This window comes from Flavobacterium resistens, from assembly GCF_900182645.1.
Lineage (GTDB): Bacteria > Bacteroidota > Bacteroidia > Flavobacteriales > Flavobacteriaceae > Flavobacterium > Flavobacterium resistens.
In genome coordinates, this window is sequence record NZ_FXTA01000001.1 from 1,040,379 (window position 1) to 1,060,617 (window position 20,239).

Below are 20,239 nucleotides of genomic sequence, written 5' to 3' on the forward strand. Positions count from 1 at the left end.
TAATGGCATTCAGCACTTCAAAAGATTTAAAATTAGCTGTTCTTATAGACGCCGATAATGTTCCCTACAGCAATGTAAAAGGTATGATGGAAGAAATTGCAAAACTAGGAACACCAACTACAAAACGAATTTATGCCGACTGGACAAAACCAAATGCAAATGGCTGGAAAGGCGTTTTACTCGAACATGCCATTACTCCTATTCAACAATATAGTTATACGGTTGGGAAAAATTCATCGGATTCTGCTTTGATAATTGACGCAATGGATTTGCTGTATTCCGGAAAATTAGATGGTTTTTGTATTGTTTCCAGCGACAGTGATTTTACACGTTTGGCAATTCGTTTAAGAGAATCGGGCATGAAAGTCATTGGTATAGGTGAAAAGAAAACACCAAATTCCTTTATTGTTGCCTGTGACCGTTTTATTTATATTGAAGTTTTGGATGGTGCAACTCAGAAGAAAAAACCTAAAACAGCCGTAGCAGATACTAAAAAACCAATTGAAAAACCTGCAGAAAAAGCTTTACATAAAGTAGACAAACAAACTATTGAATTGATCGAAACCACAATTGAAGACTTAGAAGATGATGATGGCTGGGCTTTTTTAGGCGACGTTGGAAATTTGATTGTAAAGAAAAAACCAGAATTTGACCCAAGAAATTATGGTTATTCCAAGCTTACGCCAATGCTGAAATCATTGACAGATTTTCTTGAAATCGATGAAAGAGAATCAGACAAAAAAGGAATCAAGCACGTCTACGTACGTTTACGATTCAACTAAATTATCGCATTTATTATCTATTTAAATTTTTAAAAACATGAGAAAAAAATTCTTCATTTACGGATTCTTATTGTTTCTAATTGTTGTAGCAATTTATTTTTACACTGGACGCGGATTTTTGCTTGTTATCATTCTTCCGATACTCCTAATCGTTGGAGTTTATAATGCATCACAAGAAAAACATGCTATTTTAAGAAACTTTCCGGTTTTGGGCTATTTCCGATATTTATTTGAAATGATTGCTCCGGAAATCCAACAATATTTCATCGAAAGATCTACAGATGGAAAACCTTTCTCAAGAAACCAACGTTCTTTAGTCTATCAAAGAGCCAAAAATATAGATTCGAGCACGCCATTTGGAACGCAGCAAAATCTAAATACAGAAAGCTACGAAGGAATCAAACATTCTATTTTTCCGGCAAAAGTCAATGAAGAATTGCCTCGTGTATTAGTTGGCGGAAAAGATTGTAAACAGCCTTATTCAGCTTCTTTATTTAATGTATCAGCAATGAGTTTTGGTTCCTTGAGCGAGCATGCAGTTCGTGCTATAAATATTGGCGCGCAAAAAGGGAATTTTTACCAAAACACCGGTGAAGGAGGTTTAACCGAATTCCACTTGGCTGGTGGCGGTGACATTACCTGGCAGATTGGTACAGGATATTTTGGATGCAGAGATGCAGAAGGGAATTTCAGTCCGGAAAATTTTGCAGAAAAAGCCAATCTTCCAAATGTAAAAATGATTGAAATCAAACTTTCTCAAGGTGCAAAACCAGGTCATGGAGGTGTTCTTCCAGCCAGAAAAAATACCGAACAGATTGCAAAAATAAGAGGTGTTCAGCCACATACCATGATTCTTTCTCCTCCTGGTCATCATGCTTTTTCTGATTCGAAAGGTTTAATTCACTTCATAAAAAAATTACGTGATTTATCGAATGGAAAACCAATCGGATTTAAATTATGTATTGGAAATACAGCAGAATTTGAAGCGATTTGCCACGAAATGATTGCCGAGGATATTTATCCTGACTTTATTACCGTTGACGGAGCTGAAGGAGGAACAGGCGCTGCGCCATTAGAATTTGCCGATGGCGTTGGAATGCCGTTTGAACCTGCTTTGATTTTTGTCAATAAAACGCTAATTGGATTAAACATCAGAGATAAAATCAGAATTATTGGAAGCGGAAAAATTATTTCTGGATATTCTATTTTACATGCTATTGCTCTAGGTGCTGATATGTGCAACAGCGCACGAGGCTTTATGTTCTCTTTAGGCTGTATTCAGGCGCTACGTTGTCATAATAACGAATGTCCAACAGGAGTTGCAACACAAAACAAAATGTTGATGAAAGGTTTGGTTGTTACCGATAAGTCAGAACGTGTATATCATTTTCATAAAAACACACTTCATTCGGCAAACGAACTTTTGGCTGCAGCCGGAAAAACTTCTTTTGCTGATGTTGACATTAATATATTTATGCGAGGTGATGAATTTACGAATCTTTCAGAATTATATTTTCCAGATAATTTAACCAACGTTACTAAACGAAATTAAATTAAAAAGCCTCTTTGAATAATCAGAGAGGCTTTTTAAATTTTATCAATTTTTAAAAGTAATTTTATTTTCCAGGCATTAAAGTTTTGCAGTTTCTTTTCCGTTTCCAGCACCTTCAGAACCTTCTATAGTTGCTAACTCTTCTTTATCAACTAATTGTTTTGCCAGAATGACATTATTATAAGAGATAAAATATACATCGAACTTTACTCCTTCTTCAATTAACTCTTTAGAGATTTGATCATTTTTAATCATTTCTGCAAGCAAACTTGGGAAAGTCTGCTGATAGGCTAATCTATTTTCTTCAGTCCCTTCTAAATCTGTTTCAATTCTAATTTCAATTTTATTATCATTTAAAAATGCTTTTGCACTTGTCGATACAACATTTCCTCCTTTTATAGAAGCTGTCGTATTGTAATTGCTAACGTGCTCCTGAATTTTTTGCTTCGTGTTTTTACAGCTGGCCAATACTAAAATTAAAATAAATGCAAATGCGATTTGGGTAATTTTTTTCATAATTTTTTAGGTTTTTGGTTATTTTTTAACTCAAACATAACAAACTTCCAACACAAAAACAACATTAGAACGAAAAAATAAAATTAGTAATTATTTGATTACAAATACACTGCGGTCAAATAAGACTAAATACATTAAATAAAAAAACCTCTTTAAAAACATAAAGAGGTTCTTGATTATTTTGAAATGCCTAATATATTGGGAATTTCTTTATTTTAATATTTCCGAAATAGATTCTTTGTCGATAATCTTTTTTGAAAGTACTGTATTGTCATTAGCCAAAAAATAAGCATCAAACCGAATTCCTTCTTCAACTAAATCTTTTGGGATTTGATTTTTATTTATCATTTCCTTTAATAGTTTTGAAAACGCCATATCTCCGGCCATCATATTTGCTTTATTTTGTTCCAAACCAGTCTCAAATCGCAATTCAATTTTATCATCATTAATATAACCTCTTGCAGTTGTCAACGTAACATTATCTGCCTTAAAACTTGGCGCAGCTGCATTATATGCTGCAACGTATTCTTGCAATTTTTGTTTGGCATTTTTGCAGCTCACCAACATCAATACAATTATAATTGCCGATAAAATTTGGCTTATTCTTTTCATAGTTTTTTAATTATTTTATTTTTTGAAGTCTTAAAAGCGCTTCAAGATAGTAATAATCTGCGTAATTAATAGAACAATCAATTTCGCTTCCCGCTGGTTTATGACCTGTTGAATGAAGCAAAAATGCAGAATTAATATCATGACTTTGGTAATTATCTGAAAGCGAAACAATCATTTTTTTAGCTTTTGTCAGATATTCTTTTTTCAGATTTTTATCTTTTGTATAAGAACTCAATTCTAAAAGTGCTGAAGACACAATCGCTGCCGCTGAAGCATCTCTTGGTGCATTTGGAATATCTGGCGCGTTAAAATCCCAATACGGAATCAAATCTTCTGTTGTTAATTTGTCCAAATAAACTCGGGTTATTTTATGTGCAAAATCTAAAAATTTAGGATCTTTTGTTTCTCTGTAAACCATTGTAAATCCATAAATTCCCCATGCCTGACCTCTCGCCCACATACTGTCGTCACTGTATCCCTGAGCCGTTCTTCCTTTTATCTTTTTTCCTGTTTCATAATCATAAATTACAACATGGTAAGAAGTATAATCTGGTCTAAAATGATTATTCATTGTTGTTTCGGCATGTTTCAAAGCAATATCATACAATTTTTTACTTCCTCCGTTTTTAGAAGCCCAGAAAAGCATTTCTAAATTCATCATGTTGTCAATAATAGTATTATGACCGCCCATTTTATTGTGAGGCCAAGACTGAATTGTTCCTACTTTCGGATTAAAAAGCGTTGCTAATGTATCTGCTGTTTTTAGAATAATTTCTTTGTATTCTTTGTTTTTTGTCAAACGATATCCGTTTCCAAAACTATTGAAAACCTGAAAACCTAAATCATGATCTCCGGCTTTACTCACAGATAAAGGTGTTAAAAATCGGCTGAATTTATCGGCTTCTTTTTCCCATTTTTTATCACGAGTTGCTTCGTATAAATACCACAATTCTCCTGGCCAAAATCCGCTCGTCCAATCTTTATAACCAACAAATTTCCATTCATTGCTTCCATTCGGAACTGTTCTTGGCGAACTTCCGTCATTCGGAATCACTTTTAATGTTTTTGAAGCCTGTTCAGCGCAATAATTTAACTGATTTTTAATATTAAACGAATTGTCTTTTTGAGCATAACTCTGATTTCCAAGCAAAAACAAAGCTGAAATCAAAGCGAAAAATTTTACATTCATGTGGTTATTTTTAAATAAATAGTTTTTTGAATCGATAAATTTATAAAATAAAGTAAACCTATACGAATCTTTGTATTTTTGTTTACCCAATAAAGGACTAATACTACCAACAAAAATTTACGTTTGAAAAAATCCCGGTTTCAATATTTCATTTTATTCTTGTCGATTATTTTTCTCGGGATCATTTCAAGAAAAATTTCCTTTGTACCTTTATGGATTGGTGATTTTCTATATGCTGTAATGATTTATGTTCTTGTACGAATTATATTGATTAATAAAAAAATCTTTCAAATTGCACTTCTTTCTTTATTGATTTGTTACGCAATTGAATTTTTACAGCTTTATCAAGCACAATGGATTATTGAACTCAGAAAAACACTTTTTGGCCGATATGTTTTAGGCCAGGGCTTTTTATGGTCAGATATTTTAGCTTATACATTCGGAATACTATTCATTTTTTTAATCGAAAAAACTATTTAAAAAATACTATATATGAAACTCGTTTTCGCATCAAACAATAAAAATAAAATCAAAGAAATTCAAAGCATACTAAACGGTTCTATACAATTATTAAGTTTAGAAGATATTGGCTGTCATGAAGAAATTCCAGAAACAGCAGATACAATTGAAGGCAATGCTATTTTAAAAGCAAACTACGTAACTGAAAAATACGGTTATGACTGTTTTGCTGATGATACAGGATTAGAAGTTAAAGCCCTAAATGGAGAACCCGGAGTTTATTCAGCACGATATGCGGGCGAACAAAAAAATGCTGACGATAATATGAATAAGCTTTTGGAAGCTTTAAAAAATAAAGAAAATCGAAGCGCTCAGTTTAAGACCGTTATTGCTTTAAATTTAGATGGAAAACAACATCTATTTACAGGTTTAGCCAAAGGAACTATTACTTTAAATAAAACTGGAAATCAAGGTTTTGGATATGATCCGATATTTCAGCCGGAAAATTATTCAGAGACTTTTGCTGAATTATCTTCAGAAATCAAAAATAAAATAAGCCATCGCGCAAAAGCAATAGAACAACTAATTGATTTTCTGAACTCAACAAAATAATTGTTTAAAATACAACATTTTATTGAGTAAAATTGATATTTCACGACGTATTTTTTTTGATTTCTTTTGGAAAATGATTTTACTTCAAACATAACTTTTTGATAATCAAATCATAACAAATCCATAAATCTTAAAAATGCATTAGTTTATCTGAATAATTAACAGTAATTTTGCACCCTATTTTAAAAATACATATGAACAAATTTGAACAATTAGGATTGAATGAATCGTTACTGAAGGCGATTTTAGATCTAGGATTTGAAAATCCGTCAGAGGTACAGGAAAAGGCGATTCCCCTATTATTGGAAAAAGACACAGATATGGTTGCGTTGGCTCAGACAGGGACAGGGAAAACGGCAGCTTTCGGTTTTCCGCTAATTCAAAAAATTGATGCTGACAACAGAAATACACAGGCATTAGTTTTATCGCCAACACGAGAACTTTGTTTACAGATTACCAACGAACTTAAAAACTACTCAAAATACGAAAAAGGTATTAATGTGGTAGCAGTTTACGGCGGGGCTAGTATTACAGAGCAAGCTAGAGAGATTAAAAGAGGAGCACAAATTATTGTGGCAACTCCAGGAAGAATGCAAGACATGATCAACAGAGGTTTGGTTAACATTAAAAATATAGATTACTGTATTCTTGATGAGGCAGATGAGATGTTGAACATGGGATTCTATGAAGACATCGTATCGATTTTATCAGATACTCCGGATCAAAAAAGCACATGGTTGTTCTCTGCAACTATGCCACAAGAGGTTGCAAGAATTGCAAAACAATTCATGAGCGAACCAGTTGAAATTACTGTTGGAACTAAAAATTCAGGTTCATCTACAGTTTCTCACGAATTTTATTTAGTAAATGCACGTGATCGTTACGAAGCTTTAAAACGTTTAGCTGATGCTAATCCAGATATTTTCTCTGTAGTTTTCTGTCGTACAAAAAGAGACACTCAGGCTATTGCTGAAAAATTAATTGAAGATGGATATAGTGCTGCTGCGTTACACGGAGATTTATCTCAGGCACAACGTGATGGGGTAATGAAATCTTTCCGTGGAAGACAAATTCAGATGCTTGTTGCTACTGACGTTGCTGCACGTGGTATTGACGTTGACAACGTAACACACGTTGTAAACTACCAATTACCTGATGAAATCGAAACGTACAACCACCGTTCTGGACGTACTGGTAGAGCTGGAAAATTAGGAACTTCTATTGTTATCGTTACAAAAAGTGAGTTGCGTAAAATTTCTTCTATCGAAAGAATCATCAAACAAAAATTCGAAGAAAAAACTATTCCATCTGGAATCGAAATCTGCGAAATTCAATTATTGCACTTAGCAAACAAAATTAAAGATACTGAAGTTGATCACGAAATTGACAACTACTTGCCAGCAATCAACAATGTTCTTGAAGATTTATCTAAAGAAGAATTGATTAAGAAAATGGTTTCAGTAGAATTTAACCGTTTTATTGCTTACTACAAAAAGAACAGAGATATTTCTGCTCAATCTTCAGGAGAAAGACGCGAAAGAAATGATTCTGAGCCAAGAGAATTCAATAATAATGGAGCAGTTCGTTATTTTGTAAATATCGGCTCAAGAGACAATTTCGATTGGATGTCTCTTAAAGATTATTTGAAAGAAACATTAGACTTAGGTCGTGATGACGTTTTCAAAGTGGATGTAAAAGAAGGATTCTCTTTCTTTAACACTGATCCTGAACATACTGATAAAGTAATGGAAATCTTAAACAACGTTCAATTAGAAGGACGTCGTATTAATGTTGAAATTTCTAAAAATGATGGTGGCGGAAGACGCGATCACAACAACCGTGGTGGTGGAAGAAATTCTGGCGGACCAAGAAGAGAAGGAAACTTTGCTCCAAGACGCGAAGGTTCTGGAGGTGGCTTCAGAGGTGACAGAAATTCTGCTCCAAGACGTGAAGGTTCTGGCGGAGGATTCAGAGGTGAAAGAAATTCTGCTCCAAGAGAAGGTGGTTTCAGAAGAAATGAAGGTGGTTCAGACAGAGCTCCAAGACGTTCTGAAAGCTTTGGTGATTCATCAAGACCAAGAAGACCAAGAAGAGATTAATTATTTAATATCTTATAAATATAAAATCCCAAATTCCAGACATAATTGGAATTTGGGATTTTTTTATACCAAAAACCTTTCTCCTTGCCTCTTTTTAGTTAAATACTAAAGCAAGACTTTTTTGCTTTGTTAATTTTCTTATAATTATATTCCAAGACTACAAAATATTTAATCCCGATTTACTACTTTTAGTGCTTTAAATCAGGATATGAAATATTTCGCAGTTTTCTTTTTTGTATTACTTACGAGTATTGGTTTTGCCCAAGAAACAGAATCAACAACTCCACAAAGAGTTTCAGGTTATATCTTTAATGATAATAGCAAACAACCTCTTCCAAACGTAAATATCATCAACAAAAACAAAGTATTAGGCGCAAAGTCTGACGCTAAAGGTTATTTTGAAATTGATGTGCAACAAAATGACACACTGCAATTCTCTCTTCTAGGATTCCAATCTTTACGTATCAGAGTTACCAATGACTGGATAAAAAACAAAATCACAAGAATTCAGCTTACTGAAAAAGCAATTGCACTTGAAGAAGTTGTTATTGCTCCTTTCAGCTTGACTGGGTACCTTGAAATCGACTCAAAATTAATTCCGACCAAGGAAAATTATCGTTACAGTATTTCTGGGCTTACTCAAGGTTATGAAGCTGGTGAATATGCTCCAAATGCATTTGGAAAAGTATTAGGTTCGATTTTCAATCCAGCCGATATGCTCTATAATTTCTTTGGAAAAAATGGAAAAGAGCTCAAGAAACTTAAAGACATGAAGAAAGATGATACCATCAGAAATCTTCTTGAAACAAAATACGACAGAGAAACTCTTGCTTTGCTTTTAGGAATCACAAAAGAAGAAATTCCGGAGATTTTACAGCGTTGCAACTACTCAGAATCGTTTGTTCAGCAAGCAAATGACTTGCAGATTCTTGATGCTATTAGTGGTTGTTATGAACAGTATAAAGTGTTGAAGCGTAATTAAAGTCTTCAGTCGCAGTCACAGTTTTCAGTAATATTAATAACTGAACTATATACAAATAATCCCTGATTGTTAAAACGGTCAGGGATTTTTACTTTTAGTCATGTAGTAAAACTATGAAAACTCATAAAAATTAGCACGAAAAGTATTTAATAAATTGAAAATTCATAAGATTGTTTATTAGACAAATATTCTATATTTGAATTTTATAAAATAAATAAAAACTGACACTTATAAGACAAAGCCATCCTATTTAAGGATAATAAGTCTGGTTTCATGAGACTTATATAAAAACTGGCAGACATCCAAAAAAAAACAATAAATTATGAAACAAGTATTTTTATTATTCTCACTTCTTTTTATATCAAATAATTTTGCTCAGGGTTTAGAGAATTACCAGATAGATAAAAATATTTCTCTAAGGATGCCTCAAAACTTGGAAGTATCCGATACTTTGCAATTAAAGACAATCCAAGGATTTTTAGGAGATAATGTAGTTATAATAACAAAAACTATTCAAAAAGATACTATAGTTACCATTGAAAGTGAAGAAGATTTACTGAAATTTTATGAAGGCGCACAAAAAGGATTTTATGAAAGTCTTAAAGGTAAAATATTAAAAAAAGATATTATTAATATTGAAGGATTGAAAATTTTAAATCTTAATACCGAAGTATCAATAAATGATGAACAAAAATTATACGAAAATTATATTTTATTCTTAGATAATTATACATATACCTTTTCTTTCATTCATTCTATCAATGAGGATAAAAATTTTAAAATTCAAAAAGAGAAAATAATTTCATCAATTAAATTCCAAAAGGGATTAAATATTAATAATCAATTTAATCACTACGAAAATAGCAAAAGAGCAACTAAATGGGGTGAACTTATAGGTTCCTTATTTTTTTACACAGTAATAGTTGGTGGAATTATTTTTTTATTATTTAGAAACCGAAAAAAGAAACACATAGCCTAAGAGCTACTACAAAAAATTTTGCGCTTGTCTTAATAGAAAGTTGATCTTGCATTTGGGATGATTTTAAAAATTCGAATAATGGGCTTAATTTAGTCCCAAACACGCTGTAGTACTAGAACGTTGGCAATAATTCAAATAACAATCGTATGAAGATGAAAGTAACTATATTATTAATTGTTTCACTTTTATTCCTAGAATGCTCAAAATTACAGATTCAAAAAGATAAAATATTAGGGACTTGGATAATGGTAAATGCTTCTAATTCTCCAGATGAAAATGTTACAGACAAAACTACTTATTTCAAAAATGGTTCTATTATCAGCGAAATATATATAACTGATAGACGAAAAAAAAACAAACAGAAAGGAACCATCAGAATGAGTTATAAATTAGATACGATCGAGAATACCTTGGAAATTATCCTTGATAAAAAAATCAAAAAGAAATTTCAAATAGAGAAACTTACCGACAACAAACTTGAATTGAAGGACTTGGAAAATGGAAGAATACTAGAAAGTACACGAGTTAAAAGATGAACTATTGCCAACCGCTACTACAACAGATTTAGACAATTGGCTTAATGGAAATTTGGTTTAATATTTGGGATGATTTGACAAATCCAAATAATGGCCTTAATTTAGTCTAAAATACACTGTAGTTCAAGAACGTTGGGCATAACACTACAGAACTACTGAGAAAATAAGACATTTTACAACAAAATATAATATGGGATTTTTAGACAATCTTTTTGGAAAGAAACAAACAGAAGACAATTCGCAAAATTTAGCAGAAACTGAAACTATTCAATTAGAAAAAGGCGACAAATTTATTTCGACTGGAGATAATTATGGATATAAAGTCATTAGACAATTAACCGAAAAACAAAGAGAAAGTGTTGACAAATCAACAATTTTACTTCGAGCAAGCCAACTATATATGCACTATTGGACTGAAAATTTAGTTTGTACGGACCTAAACGATCAAGAATGGCTAAATAAAGTTATGTTCTTTTGGAAAGCCGAAGAACCGTTTCCTAAAAAATCATTGCCTCCCGTATTTGAAACTTTTAAAATTAAAAACTTTCTTTTTGTTGGCAATACTTCAAACATTTCATTACAAACTGCACAAGCAATGCCTTGGTTTGGAATGCCAGGACTTGGAGAGAAATGCGTTTGCGAAATAAATGGTCAAAAAATAACGATTCCTGAATTAAATAAACTTGGGATGGTTGAATATGTTGAACCCATAGAACTAACAGATGACAATTTAGACATATTGACAAACAAAGAAGATTACTTTTTTCTAATCGACGAAAGAATTACTCCTTTTAAAAACGGAAATTTTCAACTGAAAGATAAACCCATTCCTATTGATGTTGCATATAGTATTGGCGGAATTCACATAATAAAGAAAACTGAGTTAGAATAAACATAATGCCGAAAACACTACGCCAAATAGCTACTACAACGGATTTAGGCAAATGGATTAATGGAAAGTTAGTTTTGTATTTGGGATTATTTGGCAAATCCGAAAATAGAACTTAATTTAGTCCCAAACACAATGCAGCACCTAAATGTTAGCTCCATTATATGAACAAAAAAATCATACTCCTTTTTATTATGTTTTTATCTCTTTTTGGCTGTAAATACAAACCTATTTCAAATGAAGAATTTCATCAATTAGTTGCTAGTAATAATATTTCTGAAGTAAACTATCATCTCGAAAATAATTTTAATGTCGATTGTGAAATAAATTCAGGAGTTACACCAATTATGACAGCTTCTTTATACAACCGAACAGAAATCATCAACTTACTTATCAAGTATAAAGCAGAGATTGACAAACAGACACAATCAGGATGGACAGCTCTAATATATGCATCTAAAAGTGGAAGTTTTGAGGCTGTTAAATTACTGCTAGATAACAATGCAAATATGAATTTGTATTTGAAAGGAGGCGAAAATGCTTTTATGGAAGCTTGTTCTGCTCAACAAAATAAAGTAGCTCTGTTATTAGTTGATAGAGGAATCGATCTAAATACAAACAAAAATGCAATTGGCTTGAATGGATTAATTATGGCTTCTAATTTTGGAGATATTGAATTAGTAAAAAAAACACTTCAAAAAACAGATGATATTAATCATCAAAATACTTATGGGGAAACTGCATTAATGAGAGCTTCAATACAAGGACATGCAGAGGTAGTGAAATTTTTATTGGAAAAAGGTGCAAAAAAAGAAATTAAAGACAGTTTCAGTAATGATGCTTTATTCTATTCTAAAAAATTTAACCATACTGAAATTTATGAAATACTAAATCAATAATAACAGCGATTTTTGCAAGATTTGAATTTTAGGCTCAATCAAAGTTATAATTGTATTTTTTATTAAGCGCTGATTTCAAGCCTATACCCTTTCCCACGCACAACAACAATTTTTAGATTAGGATCAAATTCCAGTTTTTTTCTAAGTTTTGATATGAACATATCCAGACTACGTCCCACGATAACACCTTCATCTTCCCATATTTCTTTCTGAATACGGTTTTTTTCTATAATCTCGTTGGGAGACAATGCAAAAATGAGCAGTAAACGGGTTTCCGTTCCAGTTAAGTCAATTGGCTTTCCGTTTACAAAAAGTTTCTTGTTCATCGCATCAAACAACGCCGAGCCCAAAACGATACTGTCTTTATGTTCATTATAAGATAAAGCCTTTTGCGGCTTAAAAGATCTCAAAAGAATAAAACCTAAAAATCCTAAAAAAGACAGACCACCCAGAAGATATCCATTCTTAACTATATTTATGCTTGTTGATTCAAACTTAATATTAATCATATAACAAGCTTTGGGCTGCTTTCTTCCTATACAGGCTATAATATTATCTTTCTTGTTTTTGGATATGGCATATCCATAAGCTATACTTGAATCGTTACAGTTCAGAACCTTAACAATATAATTACTTCCAAACGGGGAGTTGTCCAAAAAACGACTCGTCGCAGCCATTAAACTGTCCGGTTGAAAAGTAAAGTCATTCTCAAAACTAATCAGATACTCATTTTCTGCGATTTTTTTCACAGGCAGCACTCTTGAAATACTATCGCCCGACTGTAGCAATATTTCATGTCCAATTCTGCGGAGCAAAATTTCTCTTCTGGCATAGTCAAAGTCATCACTATCCTTACCGCTAAAAGCAGCACAGATTACACAGATAAAGGAGAGAAATAACAATCCCAACACGTATTTGCGTTTTCCTGAAAGTAAATTTCTGCTATTAAACATAGTATCAAGTTTTTATTTACAAAGTTTACATTTTTATTTACAATTTTAAGCTCATAATCCGCAAAATAATAAAGTAATTTGCTTCATAAACTTTAAAAAGAGATAAAATTAGAGTATTAATTAAAACATCAAAAAACATGAAAAAAATCATTTATTTGCTGATCTTATTATTGGTTGTAGTAAGCGGAGTGGTATTTGCTAATCGTAAAATTAAAAATGAAACCATTAAAAATACAATCTCAAAACCTCTCTCTGTTGCAGAAAGGAAAGCTGCATTAAAAAAATGGGAAGCTACACCTGATGGTATAATGTACAAAAAATGGGAAGCCTCTGAGGCGGGTCAGAAAGTACATAACAGTGCTATTAAAATAAGCAAATCCATTAAGAATTATACCAATATGGAAGCAGTTGTAACCTCTCTTTCTCTTCCGGCTGGCGCAAGGTTAGGTTTCGGTATGATGGTGAGGATTAATAGTGACGATTATATTCTTGCTTTTGGACCAGAAAAGTCTGGTGAGAATATGTTTAATTTCAACAACGGTTTTGAGCAATTGCATACACTAAAAGTTAACGACAAAATAATTATAAGAAGTCATCACATATCGCAAGCGCCAAAATATTCATACCCAATAATAATGGGTGACTATGTAGAACGAGATAATAAAACAATTTATATGCGTGAACCTAGCAAAGATGGTTGTTAAGTAAATAAATCATGAAATACATTTACATACCATAAAACACTATATTTACTTGTAATTAACTCTAATACAAGCAAATCATGTCAAAAGGTCAAGATGCTAAAAAAACAGTAAAAAAAGAACCGTTAAAAACGGCAAAAGAGAAGAAAGAAGAAAAAAGAGAAAAGAAAAATTCTCCTAAAAGGGATTAATTAGTTTTCAGTCGCAGTTTTCAATCTCAAAGGAAACTGAAAACTGCGACTAAAAACTGAGAACTTTATTTAACCGGAATATTCGAAAGAATTTCCAATACAAATTTCCAATATTTTTGAGCAGATGAAATACTTGCTCTTTCGTCTGGAGAATGGGCTCCGTGAATAGTTGGACCAAAAGAAATCATATCCATATCTGGATAATTTGTTCCTAAAATTCCGCACTCTAAACCAGCGTGACAAGCTACAACTTTTGGCTGTTCTCCATTTTGTTTTTCGTAGATCTCTTTTAAAACTTCTAAGATTTCAGAATTTACGTTTGGCGTCCATCCTGGGTAAGAACCTGTAAGTTCAACTTCGCAACCTACTAATTCAAAAGCCGATCGCAAAGAATTAGCCAAATCAAATTTTGAAGATTCAACAGACGAACGTGTCAAACATCCAATTAACACTTCTCCGTCTTTAATAACAACACGAGCAATATTATTCGAAGTTTCAACCAAATCGGCCATATCAGCGCTCATTCTGTAAACGCCATTGTGTGCTGCGTAAATGGCTCTGATAATTCCTTCCTGAACTCCTAAATCCATTACTTTTTCAGGTAAATCACCTTTTACGATTTCAATCGATAAGTTCGGTTCAGTTGTTTTGTATTCCGCTTTGATATCAGCAATTATTTCTTGCATATCGTACACATAAGCTTCATCAAACATTTGAGAAATAATTACTTTAGCAACACTTTCTCTCGGAATCGCATTTCTTAAACTTCCTCCGTTAACTTCAACGATCTGCAAACCGAAGTTTTCAAAAGCATCAAACAACAAACGGTTCATTATTTTGTTAGCATTTCCTAAACCTTTGTGAATATCCATTCCTGAATGCCCTCCGTTTAAGCCTTTTACTGTAATCGTATATCCAACAGATCCTTCCGGGACTTCTTCTTCGTGATACGTTCTTGTTGCAGTAACGTCAATTCCACCAGCACATCCAATATCAATTTCGTCATCTTCTTCAGTATCCAGATTCAATAAAATCTGACCTTGAAGAATTCCTCCTTTTAGGTTTAAAGCACCTGTCATTCCAGTTTCTTCATCAATTGTAAACAAAGCTTCAATTGCCGGATGCGGAATAGCTGTACTCTCTAAAATAGCCATAATTGTCGCTACTCCTAACCCATTGTCAGCTCCAAGAGTTGTTCCTCGCGCGCGAACCCAATCACCATCTACATACATGTCGATTCCTTGCGTATCAAAATCAAAAACAGTATCTGCATTTTTTTGGTGCACCATATCAAGGTGTCCCTGCATTACGATTGGTTTACGGTTTTCCATTCCTGGAGTTGCAGGTTTTCTGATGATTACATTTCTGATTTCATCTTCAAAAGTTTCTAAACCTAAACTGTTTCCAAAGTTTTTCATAAACTCGATAACACGTTCTTCTTTTTTTGACGGACGCGGAACAGCATTTAAATCTGCGAATTTGTTCCAAAGTGCTTTTGGCTCCAGATTTCTAATTTCCTGACTCATTATATTTTGTTTGAAGTTTAACAATTAAGAGTCCCAAAGTTACAAAGTTTAAATGCTTTTTTCGCCACAAATTGCACGAATTAGCACAAATTATAATGGCTCTAAAATTAAACAAATCAGCAATTAGTGAAAATTTGTGGAATTCGTGGCAAACTTTTTTTAATTGTATTTATATTTACGTATCCAAAAAATATACTGTGAAATCAAAATATATTCTACCTCTATTTCTTTTAGTTCAGATTATCTTTTTAAAAATTCTGCAATACTTCCCAGATTATGTCGAAGGATTTTACAGCAACAATTTATTTGTTCGAATTTCACATTTTTTAAGAACACTTTTAGGTAAAGTTCCGTTCTCTGTTGGAGATTGTATTTATGCTTTATTAATTCTTTCGATTATCAGTTGGTTTTGGAAAATCAGAAAAAGTTGGAAAACTAATTGGAAAGATCATCTATTGAAAATCTTAGGCAAAATTTCTATTTTTTATTTCCTCTTCCACGTGCTTTGGGCTTTCAATTATTATCGTGAACCGCTTTTCGAAAAAATGGAAATCAAAAGAGAATATTCTGATGCTGAACTTTTAGCTTTTACAAAAAGATTGATTGCAAAAACGAATGAAATTCAGTTTCAAATTACAAAAAACGATAGTTCAAAAGTAGTTTTTCCATATTCTCAAAAAGAATCATTTCACATGATTTTAAATGGTTATAATAACTTGGCTAAAGAACATCCTTATTTTAAATATGAAACATTGAGCGTCAAAAAATCTTTATTCAGCGTTCCTCTTACTTATATGGGATTTGGCGGTTATTTGAATCCGTTTACAAATGAGGCTCAAGTAAATGATTTGCTGCCAATGTATAATTTCCCAATAACAACTTCACACGAAATGGCCCATCAAATTGGTTTTGCCAGTGAAAACGAATGCAATTTTATTGGTGTTTTAGCCTCGGTTAAAAACGACAATCTTTATTATCAATATTCAGGATATAGCTTCGCTTTGCGTTATTGTCTTGGAATCTGGCAATTTAAAAACGAAAAAGTTTTTAACGAATTGAAGAAATCAGTTCATATCGGAATCTTAAAAAACTATCAGGAAAGTCAGGATTTCTGGAAAAAATATGACACATTTATTGATAAAGGTTTTCATTTTTTATGGGATAATTTCTTAAAAACCAATAATCAAAAAGACGGAATGGAAAGTTACAGCAAGTTTATTGACTTGATGATAAATTATTATAAAACGAGAAAATTTTGATCCAACTGTAACAAAAATGATTTCATAACTACTAATACTTATATGAGCGAAAATCTAGAACAGTCATTTGTTGCGCAATTGCAGGCAAATCAGAATATAATCCACAAAATTTGTAGATTATATACTGCTGGTGAAGATGCTCATAAAGACTTGTTTCAGGAAATTACCATTCAGCTCTGGAAAGCTTATCCAAAATTTAGAGGCGACAGTAAATTTTCGACCTGGACCTACCGTGTTGCTTTAAATACTGCAATTACCTTATACCGAAAAACCAAACGAACAATATCGACTATTGAATATGAAAGTCATCAGCATTTTGTAAAAGATGTTGATTACAATTATGAAGAGGAAGAACAGATTAAATTGATGTATAAAGCTGTTTATCAGCTCAACGACATCGAAAAAGCATTAGTTTTTATGTATTTAGAAGACAAAGATTATCAAGAAATAGCTGAAACCTTAGGAATCAGTGAAGTGAATGCGCGCGTGAAAATGAACAGAATTAAAGGGAAACTTAAAAAAATACTAAATCCTTAAAAATTATTATGAAAGAACTGGATTTATTAAAAAAAGACTGGAAAAAGAACTCGGATTCTTTTGAGCAAATTTCTGAAAAAGAAATCTACAAAATGATTCACAAAAAATCATCTTCCATTGTGAAGTGGATTTTGATTATCAGTATTTTGGAAGTATGCTTTTGGACTTTCTCAAATTTATTCATCAATACCGATGATTTATTACAAAAAATGAATCATCCAGAGATTGTCCTAGCCATGGAAATACTTACCTATTTTAACTACGTAGTTGTTCTGGTTTTTATCGTTATTTTTTATAAAAACTATAAAACAATCTCAACTACAGTAGCGACGAAATCTCTCATGGGTGCGATTTTAAGAACTCGAAAAACAGTTCAGTATTATGTATGGTATAATCTTGGAATGCTAGTTTTAATAACTATTTTAAGCTACTTTATTGCTTTTGTTTACAATCCAGATATGGCATTTTTTAGAGAACAACTTGCCGAAAGCGGGAAAACAATGTTTTTTACTGTCGGAATTTTATTTCTCATAATATTAGGAATATTGGGTTTATTCTGGTGTATTTACAGATTATTGTACGGAACTTTATTACGAAGATTGTATTCGAATTATAAAGAGTTGAAGAAAATTGATTTCTAATTCAAGATACTAAGGTTCTAAGGTGCTAAGGCTCTAAGGTGCTAGATTCTAAGTTTTTTCAAACTTGAAACTTGAAACTTGAAACTCTAAAAAACTAAACTTCTTAGTATTCCCATTGTCTTAATCTGTTAAGTTCTTCTTGCGCTTTGATTTCTTCGGCTGGAATAACTTTTAAGAATGATGGATGTTGTTCGATTGCGTATTCTACTTTTTCAACAATTTCTTCAATTGTATCATTTTCATAATCAATATCAAGAGGTTCTTTGATAATGAAAGACTGTAGAATTCCTTTTTTCTTCATTCGCAGACCTTTTTTATCAAATGATCGTCGGAAACCGTCAATAACAATAGGAATTACAATTGGTTTATGCTGTTTGATAATATGTGCAGTTCCTTTACGAACAGGCTTAAAAGACTTTGTGGTTCCTTGCGGAAAAGTAATTACCCAGCCATCTTCAAGTGCAATTCTGATATTTTCAGTATCGTTTGGATTTACATCTCTTTTTTCAGTAACATCTACGCCTTTTGAACGCCATGTTCTTTCAACCGTAATTGCTCCAACATAAGCAAGAATTCTTGGCAACAAACCTGCTTGCATTGTTTCTTTGGCAGCGACATAATAAATGTTCATTTTTGGCTGCCACAAATAACCAATGTTCTTAATAGTATCTTGACGTCCGCTTAAACTTGCGTTAAAGACATGAAACATTGCCACAACATCAGCAAAATAAGTTTGATGATTGGAAATAAACAGCACATTTGTATCAGGCAATGTTTTAATAATTTCAGATCCTTCAATCTGCAATTCATTAAATCCTCTGTATCTGCGGTGCGTCATGGCTCCCAAGACACGGATTAACCATTTCTTGATGAATAAAATATGTCCAAAAGGATTTCGTTTAAACAATCCCATAGCTGTTTATTGTATTTTTTTTGTTAGTTCGCAAACATACAAAAATTATTCTTTTAGCAATACTATAAAGCAATTTCGGAAATAAATCGTTATAATAATGAATATCAAATCGTTAATTTTTCATTTTTACGAATTTTCGTCTAAAACACTTTTCAGAACGTCTCTCAGCTCACTTAATATCATCGCTGTCGCGCCCCAAACAACGTGATTTTGAATACTAAAAGCCGGAACCAAGGCATTTATTGCATAAGAAGTTGACAATGTGGCTTCAATAATAATTTCATCATTTAAAAAAACAGACAAAGGCAACTCAATAATATCAGCAACTTCCCGAATATCCGGATAAAATGAAAGCTCTTCTTTTGCAATTCCCATATAAGGATGCACTAAAAAATTACTTGGCGGAATGTACATTGGGGTAAAGTGTTTTACAACTTCTATTTTTTCAGGAAGAACACCAATTTCTTCATTGGTTTCCCTGAGAGCGGTATCTTTAAAATCAAAATCTGAAATTTCATATTTTCCACCTGGGAATGCAATTTGTGAAGAATGCACTCCATTGTATGCATTTCGAACGATCAAAACTAAATGTGTTTCTCCATTTTTAGGATAAAACAACATCATAACAGCAGCAATCCTTGGGTTTTTAGCGCTTAAATCAAGATTTTTAAGCTCTTGCATTCGTTCTTTGGGTGCCATTTTTATATGCGATGTCGTCGCTGGCAGTTCAACAGGAATTAAATTAGGAACATATTGCAAAAAATCTTGAAAATCCATATTCAAAGTTTATTTTTGTACTTTCAAATAAAATATAAATATACTCTAGAAAATGCGGTTCTACAAATTTTCTAAGACAAAGCCATAAATAATGTACAGCAGAGAAGAATCACAACGAATAAAAAGAGAATTTTGGGTAGCTTTTGCAGAAAAGTATCCGAGAAAATGGGTTCTTTATGATACAAAAATCAAAGACTTCTCTTTTAAGTTTTTTGTAGATAATAAAAAAGCACAAGTTTTAATTGACATCGAACACCGAAGTGATGAAAAACGAACTGCCTATTTTGAAAAGATTGAAGCGCTAAAAAATATTCTGGAAGAAGAATTTATCAAAGATTTGGTTTTCGAAAAAAATTACACGCTGGAAAGTGGCAAAACCATCAGCCGAATCTGGGTTGAAAAACTAGGAGTTGGTTTTAGCAATCGAAATAACTGGGATGCGATTTTTGATTTCTTCAACGAAAACATGCACGCTCTGGAAATGTTTTATTTGGAGTATGATGAGTTTATTAAGGATATTGAAAACTAAGGTTCTAAGATGCTAAGGTACTAAGTAATTTATATAGCAAACCCGACAGGTTTTTTAAATCTGTCGGGTTTATTATTTAATTTAAGTTCAAAAAAACTTAGTCCCT

22 protein-coding genes are annotated in these 20,239 nt (G+C 32.3%); 15 read left to right on the top strand and 7 right to left on the bottom strand.

All coding sequences use genetic code 11. From position 1 onward, the window contains the following. The first annotated feature begins 2 nt into the window (after nt 1-2). The gene (locus FN795_RS04500; protein ID WP_142449560.1) at nt 3-782 is read left to right on the top strand and encodes an NYN domain-containing protein; all 780 of its coding nucleotides are present in this window, start codon (nt 3-5) and stop codon (nt 780-782) included. 37 nt (nt 783-819) lie between these two features. Further along, nucleotides 820-2,334, top strand: a complete 1,515-nt coding sequence (locus tag FN795_RS04505; protein ID WP_142449561.1) for an FMN-binding glutamate synthase family protein — start codon at nt 820-822, stop codon at nt 2,332-2,334. Between the two features lie 78 nt (nt 2,335-2,412). On the opposite strand, the gene FN795_RS04510 is transcribed toward FN795_RS04505, so the two are convergent. From FN795_RS04510 to FN795_RS04520, 3 genes are all read right to left on the bottom strand, one after another. Continuing rightward, the gene (locus FN795_RS04510; protein ID WP_035648799.1) at nt 2,413-2,850 is read right to left on the bottom strand and encodes a hypothetical protein; all 438 of its coding nucleotides are present in this window, start codon (nt 2,848-2,850) and stop codon (nt 2,413-2,415) included. A gap of 210 nt (nt 2,851-3,060) precedes the next feature. Beyond that, a complete protein-coding gene (locus FN795_RS04515; RefSeq protein ID WP_035648801.1) occupies nt 3,061-3,462 on the bottom strand; it encodes a hypothetical protein in 402 nt (133 codons plus the stop codon). A 10-nt stretch (nt 3,463-3,472) separates the two neighbouring features. After that, nucleotides 3,473-4,651 (bottom strand): glycoside hydrolase family 88 protein, encoded by a 1,179-nt coding sequence (locus tag FN795_RS04520; RefSeq protein WP_142449562.1) that lies wholly within the window; start codon nt 4,649-4,651, stop codon nt 3,473-3,475. A gap of 123 nt (nt 4,652-4,774) precedes the next feature. Here FN795_RS04520 and FN795_RS04525 point away from each other — a divergent pair, with 123 nt between their 5' ends. From FN795_RS04525 to FN795_RS04560, 8 genes are all read left to right on the top strand, one after another. Next, nucleotides 4,775-5,131 (top strand): ribosomal maturation YjgA family protein, encoded by a 357-nt coding sequence (locus FN795_RS04525; RefSeq protein ID WP_142449563.1) that lies wholly within the window; start codon nt 4,775-4,777, stop codon nt 5,129-5,131. 12 nt (nt 5,132-5,143) lie between these two features. Continuing rightward, nucleotides 5,144-5,722, top strand: a complete 579-nt coding sequence (locus FN795_RS04530) for a non-canonical purine NTP diphosphatase (RefSeq protein WP_142449564.1) — start codon at nt 5,144-5,146, stop codon at nt 5,720-5,722. Between the two features lie 194 nt (nt 5,723-5,916). After that, on the top strand, nt 5,917-7,821 hold the full coding sequence (locus tag FN795_RS04535) for a DEAD/DEAH box helicase (RefSeq protein WP_142449565.1): 1,905 nt from the start codon (nt 5,917-5,919) through the stop codon (nt 7,819-7,821). A gap of 208 nt (nt 7,822-8,029) precedes the next feature. After that, nucleotides 8,030-8,803 (top strand): carboxypeptidase-like regulatory domain-containing protein, encoded by a 774-nt coding sequence (locus FN795_RS04540; RefSeq protein ID WP_035648807.1) that lies wholly within the window; start codon nt 8,030-8,032, stop codon nt 8,801-8,803. 322 nt (nt 8,804-9,125) lie between these two features. Further along, the gene (locus FN795_RS04545) at nt 9,126-9,782 is read left to right on the top strand and encodes a hypothetical protein (protein ID WP_142449566.1); all 657 of its coding nucleotides are present in this window, start codon (nt 9,126-9,128) and stop codon (nt 9,780-9,782) included. Nucleotides 9,783-9,928: 146 nt separating this feature from the next. Next, the gene (locus FN795_RS04550; RefSeq protein WP_142449567.1) at nt 9,929-10,318 is read left to right on the top strand and encodes a hypothetical protein; all 390 of its coding nucleotides are present in this window, start codon (nt 9,929-9,931) and stop codon (nt 10,316-10,318) included. A gap of 190 nt (nt 10,319-10,508) precedes the next feature. Then, nucleotides 10,509-11,210 (top strand): hypothetical protein, encoded by a 702-nt coding sequence (locus tag FN795_RS04555; RefSeq protein ID WP_142449568.1) that lies wholly within the window; start codon nt 10,509-10,511, stop codon nt 11,208-11,210. A 161-nt stretch (nt 11,211-11,371) separates the two neighbouring features. Further along, a complete protein-coding gene (locus FN795_RS04560; protein WP_142449569.1) occupies nt 11,372-12,106 on the top strand; it encodes an ankyrin repeat domain-containing protein in 735 nt (244 codons plus the stop codon). A gap of 62 nt (nt 12,107-12,168) precedes the next feature. Here the strand turns inward: FN795_RS04560 and FN795_RS04565 are convergent, their stop codons facing one another. After that, nucleotides 12,169-13,059, bottom strand: a complete 891-nt coding sequence (locus tag FN795_RS04565; protein ID WP_142449570.1) for a winged helix-turn-helix domain-containing protein — start codon at nt 13,057-13,059, stop codon at nt 12,169-12,171. A gap of 137 nt (nt 13,060-13,196) precedes the next feature. On the opposite strand from FN795_RS04565, the gene FN795_RS04570 reads away from it, so the two are divergent. Further along, nucleotides 13,197-13,763 (top strand): hypothetical protein, encoded by a 567-nt coding sequence (locus FN795_RS04570; protein WP_142449571.1) that lies wholly within the window; start codon nt 13,197-13,199, stop codon nt 13,761-13,763. Nucleotides 13,764-14,016: 253 nt separating this feature from the next. Here FN795_RS04570 and FN795_RS04580 read toward each other — a convergent pair whose 3' ends face one another. Then, nucleotides 14,017-15,477 (bottom strand): aminoacyl-histidine dipeptidase, encoded by a 1,461-nt coding sequence (locus FN795_RS04580; protein WP_142449573.1) that lies wholly within the window; start codon nt 15,475-15,477, stop codon nt 14,017-14,019. Between the two features lie 197 nt (nt 15,478-15,674). On the opposite strand from FN795_RS04580, the gene FN795_RS04585 reads away from it, so the two are divergent. The 3 genes from FN795_RS04585 to FN795_RS04595 are packed head-to-tail and all read left to right on the top strand — an operon-like array spanning nt 15,675 to nt 17,914. Then, nucleotides 15,675-16,736 (top strand): DUF3810 domain-containing protein, encoded by a 1,062-nt coding sequence (locus FN795_RS04585; RefSeq protein WP_142449574.1) that lies wholly within the window; start codon nt 15,675-15,677, stop codon nt 16,734-16,736. Between the two features lie 42 nt (nt 16,737-16,778). After that, the gene (locus FN795_RS04590; protein ID WP_035648824.1) at nt 16,779-17,273 is read left to right on the top strand and encodes an RNA polymerase sigma factor; all 495 of its coding nucleotides are present in this window, start codon (nt 16,779-16,781) and stop codon (nt 17,271-17,273) included. An 8-nt stretch (nt 17,274-17,281) separates the two neighbouring features. Beyond that, on the top strand, nt 17,282-17,914 hold the full coding sequence (locus FN795_RS04595; RefSeq protein ID WP_142449575.1) for a hypothetical protein: 633 nt from the start codon (nt 17,282-17,284) through the stop codon (nt 17,912-17,914). Nucleotides 17,915-18,017: 103 nt separating this feature from the next. Here FN795_RS04595 and FN795_RS04600 read toward each other — a convergent pair whose 3' ends face one another. Both FN795_RS04600 and FN795_RS04605 read right to left on the bottom strand, forming a co-directional pair. Continuing rightward, nucleotides 18,018-18,827: a lysophospholipid acyltransferase family protein gene (locus tag FN795_RS04600; protein ID WP_035648828.1), complete on the bottom strand. Its 810-nt coding sequence runs from the start codon at nt 18,825-18,827 to the stop codon at nt 18,018-18,020. A gap of 126 nt (nt 18,828-18,953) precedes the next feature. Next, a complete protein-coding gene (locus FN795_RS04605) occupies nt 18,954-19,604 on the bottom strand; it encodes an NUDIX hydrolase (RefSeq protein ID WP_142449576.1) in 651 nt (216 codons plus the stop codon). A 91-nt stretch (nt 19,605-19,695) separates the two neighbouring features. On the opposite strand from FN795_RS04605, the gene FN795_RS04610 reads away from it, so the two are divergent. Further along, entirely contained in the window at nt 19,696-20,133 is a 438-nt protein-coding gene (locus FN795_RS04610; protein ID WP_035648832.1) for a DUF4268 domain-containing protein, read from the top strand. The last annotated feature ends 106 nt before the right edge of the window (nt 20,134-20,239 follow it).

Bases quoted from the DNA above. Each gene is read 5' to 3' on its own strand.
- FN795_RS04595 (WP_142449575.1), top strand. From the start codon at position 17,282: ATGAAAGAACTGGATTTATTAAAAAAAGACTGGAAAAAGAACTCGGAT.
- FN795_RS04565 (WP_142449570.1), bottom strand. From the start codon at position 13,059: ATGTTTAATAGCAGAAATTTACTTTCAGGAAAACGCAAATACGTGTTG.
- FN795_RS04535 (WP_142449565.1), top strand. From the start codon at position 5,917: ATGAACAAATTTGAACAATTAGGATTGAATGAATCGTTACTGAAGGCG.
- FN795_RS04510 (WP_035648799.1), bottom strand. From the start codon at position 2,850: ATGAAAAAAATTACCCAAATCGCATTTGCATTTATTTTAATTTTAGTA.
- FN795_RS04500 (WP_142449560.1), top strand. From the start codon at position 3: ATGGCATTCAGCACTTCAAAAGATTTAAAATTAGCTGTTCTTATAGAC.
- FN795_RS04540 (WP_035648807.1), top strand. From the start codon at position 8,030: ATGAAATATTTCGCAGTTTTCTTTTTTGTATTACTTACGAGTATTGGT.
- FN795_RS04555 (WP_142449568.1), top strand. From the start codon at position 10,509: ATGGGATTTTTAGACAATCTTTTTGGAAAGAAACAAACAGAAGACAAT.
- FN795_RS04600 (WP_035648828.1), bottom strand. From the start codon at position 18,827: ATGGGATTGTTTAAACGAAATCCTTTTGGACATATTTTATTCATCAAG.
- FN795_RS04530 (WP_142449564.1), top strand. From the start codon at position 5,144: ATGAAACTCGTTTTCGCATCAAACAATAAAAATAAAATCAAAGAAATT.
- FN795_RS04545 (WP_142449566.1), top strand. From the start codon at position 9,126: ATGAAACAAGTATTTTTATTATTCTCACTTCTTTTTATATCAAATAAT.
- FN795_RS04610 (WP_035648832.1), top strand. From the start codon at position 19,696: ATGTACAGCAGAGAAGAATCACAACGAATAAAAAGAGAATTTTGGGTA.
- FN795_RS04605 (WP_142449576.1), bottom strand. From the start codon at position 19,604: ATGGATTTTCAAGATTTTTTGCAATATGTTCCTAATTTAATTCCTGTT.
- FN795_RS04590 (WP_035648824.1), top strand. From the start codon at position 16,779: ATGAGCGAAAATCTAGAACAGTCATTTGTTGCGCAATTGCAGGCAAAT.
- FN795_RS04580 (WP_142449573.1), bottom strand. From the start codon at position 15,477: ATGAGTCAGGAAATTAGAAATCTGGAGCCAAAAGCACTTTGGAACAAA.
- FN795_RS04570 (WP_142449571.1), top strand. From the start codon at position 13,197: ATGAAAAAAATCATTTATTTGCTGATCTTATTATTGGTTGTAGTAAGC.
- FN795_RS04550 (WP_142449567.1), top strand. From the start codon at position 9,929: ATGAAGATGAAAGTAACTATATTATTAATTGTTTCACTTTTATTCCTA.
- FN795_RS04505 (WP_142449561.1), top strand. From the start codon at position 820: ATGAGAAAAAAATTCTTCATTTACGGATTCTTATTGTTTCTAATTGTT.
- FN795_RS04515 (WP_035648801.1), bottom strand. From the start codon at position 3,462: ATGAAAAGAATAAGCCAAATTTTATCGGCAATTATAATTGTATTGATG.
- FN795_RS04560 (WP_142449569.1), top strand. From the start codon at position 11,372: ATGAACAAAAAAATCATACTCCTTTTTATTATGTTTTTATCTCTTTTT.
- FN795_RS04520 (WP_142449562.1), bottom strand. From the start codon at position 4,651: ATGAATGTAAAATTTTTCGCTTTGATTTCAGCTTTGTTTTTGCTTGGA.